At 50.7% G+C, this 3,339-nt stretch carries 3 protein-coding genes; all 3 read right to left on the bottom strand.

Annotation, left to right across the window (positions count from 1 at the left end):
- A partial coding sequence (locus ACEW8P_RS13465; RefSeq protein WP_373513596.1) for an aminotransferase class V-fold PLP-dependent enzyme occupies nt 1-748 on the bottom strand: 748 nt, incomplete at its 3' end.
- Nucleotides 749-892: 144 nt separating this feature from the next.
- Nucleotides 893-2,797 (bottom strand): phosphoglycerate dehydrogenase, encoded by a 1,905-nt coding sequence (serA, locus tag ACEW8P_RS13470; RefSeq protein WP_373513597.1) that lies wholly within the window; start codon nt 2,795-2,797, stop codon nt 893-895.
- A gap of 65 nt (nt 2,798-2,862) precedes the next feature.
- A partial coding sequence (locus ACEW8P_RS13475; protein WP_373513598.1) for a YheT family hydrolase occupies nt 2,863-3,339 on the bottom strand: 477 nt, incomplete at its 5' end.

A 3,339-nucleotide genomic window follows, 5' to 3' on the forward strand; every position in this document is an offset into this window, starting at 1 on the left:
TATAGATCGCCAGCACGTTGGGCGTGGCGGGTGTTTCGTGTTTCTGGGCAAACTTCCAAAGCGTAGGCAAATCATGGTGCGCACCGATAGTCAGATTGTCGTACTGTTTCAAGCGTTCGGCTTTGGCGAGGCACTTTTCACTCACGATCCACACGCCGAGTCCGGCGGGCATTCCAAAGGCTTTTTGGACGGAAAAAAACGCAGTGTCCACCAGGCCGTAATCCAACGCTGGATAAGGCGCGGACGATACCATGTCCACAGCCAAGAGTTTGTCGGGGTACTTGCTTTTCAATTTGTGAATATCGCTCACCCGCATCTGCACGCCCGAACTGGTTTCGTTGTGGGTAGTGCAAATGATTTCGGCATACTCAGGCACTGTGATTTCGGCGGCCTCGAAGCCTTCACCCATCGGCTTTTCAATGCTGTGCGTGTACTTACGCAAAGCGTTGGCGTAATCTCGGAATTTCTGCGAAAACGAACCATTGACCAGGTGAAAGCTCTCGTGTTCGACGCAATTCAGCAGAATCCGCTCCCAGGTTTCCGACGCCGAGCCCAAAAACATAATCTGGTGCGTGTCGGGGATGGAAAGCAATGTTCGCAACTGCTCCACCGTGAATTTATGCAAGTCACGGTACTGCTGACTGCGGTGCGAAATGGAACCCAATTGCCGATCTACGAAGCTTTTCAGGTGCTTCTCGAAAGTAGGGTAAAGTGCGGCGGGGCCGGGAGTGAAGAAGGTTTGTGGCATTTGGGTGTATGGTGGCAGTTTTCTCAAGGCACAAAGGGGCAAAGGCACATAGGCACAAAGCAGGGCTGACGCCTGATTTTATATATTTTGAGATATGCTCTCGTAAACTTTATGCCTTTGGAACTTTGCCCCTTTGTGCCTCTTTTAATACAACATTCTAAACCGAATCGTCCCGTCTACTGCTCTGAGTTCGCGGATGAATTCTTCGGAATATTTTTTGGAAATGTCGGCGATGACGTAGCCGATGGTTTCGTTGGTTTTCAGGTATTGACCCGTAATATTGATGTTGTGCTTGGCGAATATGCTGTTCAGTTTAGCGAGTACGCCCGGCACATTGGCATGGACGTGCAATAAGCGGTGCGAATCACCTAGTTTCGGGAGTTGCACCTCGGGGAAATTATAACTACCGTAGCTACTGCCGTTGTTAATGTATTCCAATAGTTTGGCGGGTACATAATGGCCTATGTTCTCCTGGGCTTCTTCGGTACTTCCCCCAATATGAGGCGATAGAATGACATTATCCAGGCCAATCAATTCGCTCTCGAAGGCTTCGTTGTTCGTCTTGGGTTCTTTAGGGAAAACATCCACGGCAGCTCCGGCGATTTTTCCGCTTTTGATGGCAGCGGCCAGCGCGTCGATTTCTACCACATGACCGCGGGAAAGATTCAGAAAAATTACGCCATCCTTCATTTGGTCAAATTGTTCCTTGCCGATGATATAGGAATTGTCCTTGCGGCCATCTACGTGCAGGCTGATAACGTCAGCGATAGCGAACAACTCCGCCATAGAACTGACTTTGCGGGCGTTGCCAATAGCCAGGCGATCCACGACATCGTAGAAGTACACCTCCATACCCAACGCCTCGGCCACGACCGACAACTGCGATCCTATGTTGCCATAACCCACCAAACCCAGTTTTTTACCCCGAATTTCGTAGCTACCACTGGCCGACTTATCCCAAATTCCCTGGTGCATCGAGGTACTTTTAGGGAAAATCTTGCGGATGAGCATAATCATCTGACCGATGGCCAGTTCCACTACCGAGCGGGTGTTGGAGTAAGGCGCATTGAATACCGCCACGCCACGTTCGGTAGCCGTTTCGAGGTCGATTTGGTTGGTACCGATGCAAAACGCCCCGATCGCCATCAGGCGGTTGGCGCTTTCCAGTACCTTTTTGGTCAGGTGAGTCTTGGACCGAATGCCGATGATGGACACGTCCCGGATACGCTCGCAGAGTTCGTCTTCGTCCAATGCGCCTTTCAGGAACTCTACATTGAAACCTTCCTGCTCAAAAGCTTTTACCGCCGCCGGGTGGACGTTTTCCAGCAAAAGTACCTTGATCCGACTTTTAGGATAAGACTGGCTGCGGCTCAGCTTATTATCGTACAAAAACTCATCCAAAGAACCCGAAACGTGATCGGCTTTCTCGACTACCCGTGGGCGGTTGACGTTTTCCGTAAAGGCATAGAAGCGGTTGGCCAGACCAGACTCACGGAGTTCATAATCCGTGTAGCCATCGCCTATGACGTACACATCGCCGACCAAATTCAGCGTACGCAGCAATTTTATTTTACCACCATCGGAAGCGAGGACATTTTCTTTGTCTACCCCCACGATATTTCCCTCTTCATCAAACAAGAAATCGTTGGCAAAAACGTGGTCGGCACGAACGCCCAATTCCGTGACAATGGGTACGATAAATTCCTTGAAGCCGCTCGAAACGACATAAATATGGTCAGCGTTGTCAGTGATGAAAGCCTTATTGCGCAGAAAGGACTCGGAGACTTTGGTTCGCAAGTAGTCGATCAAGAGGTCGATGTGAGATCTGTTGGCCGACAGCAGCGCGATACGACGGCGCAGGCCTTCGGCGAAGGGCATCTCGCCGTTCATTCCTTGGTCGGTCAGGTCTCGAATTTGTTGGACGCGTACCTCGCGATCATCTTGCCCGGCCAGGGCAATTTGGGCTAGTTCATCCAGCCCTTCCACTTTGGTGAAAGTACTGTCGAAGTCAATTACAATATGAGTAGGGTTCAAAGTTTGGGTCAACATGGGAAGGTTCTGGGGCGAAACGGGTCGCCGCTTTTTTAGGGATGACTGCTACGAAGGGCGCAAAATTACGAAAGGATGCGGGAATCCCCCGCCAAAAATTCTAAAGCCCGACTCTCCGACCAATATAAACCGTCTTTTGTCCCGGCATCCAGAAAGCCGCAGTGTCCACCTGCCTCGGTCAGTTCCAGCCACACGTTGGGCATTCTGGCAATAACATCCTGCGGCAGACTCTCCGCCGGAACGAGCGGGTCGTTCAACGCATTGACGATCAAGGTAGGGATAGCAATATTTTCCACAAAAAACTTGGCGCTATTCTGTTTGTAATAGTCTTCTGCGCCATCGAATCCGTGAAGCGCGGCGGTGTAGATATGGTCGAAGTCGTAGAAGGTTTTGACCTTGGAGTACTTTGCAGCGTCGATTTTTTCGGGAAATATTTTGGCCTTGGCGTGTACTTTTGGTTTGAGAGAACCCAGGAAACGTCGCAAATACAGCCGATTTTCCGGCTTCTCAATGGCGCGGCTGCAAGCCAGCAGATCCATCGG

Origin of the sequence: Persicitalea sp. (genome assembly GCF_041751555.1) — a bacterium.
Taxonomy (GTDB): Bacteria; Bacteroidota; Bacteroidia; order Cytophagales; family Spirosomataceae; genus Persicitalea.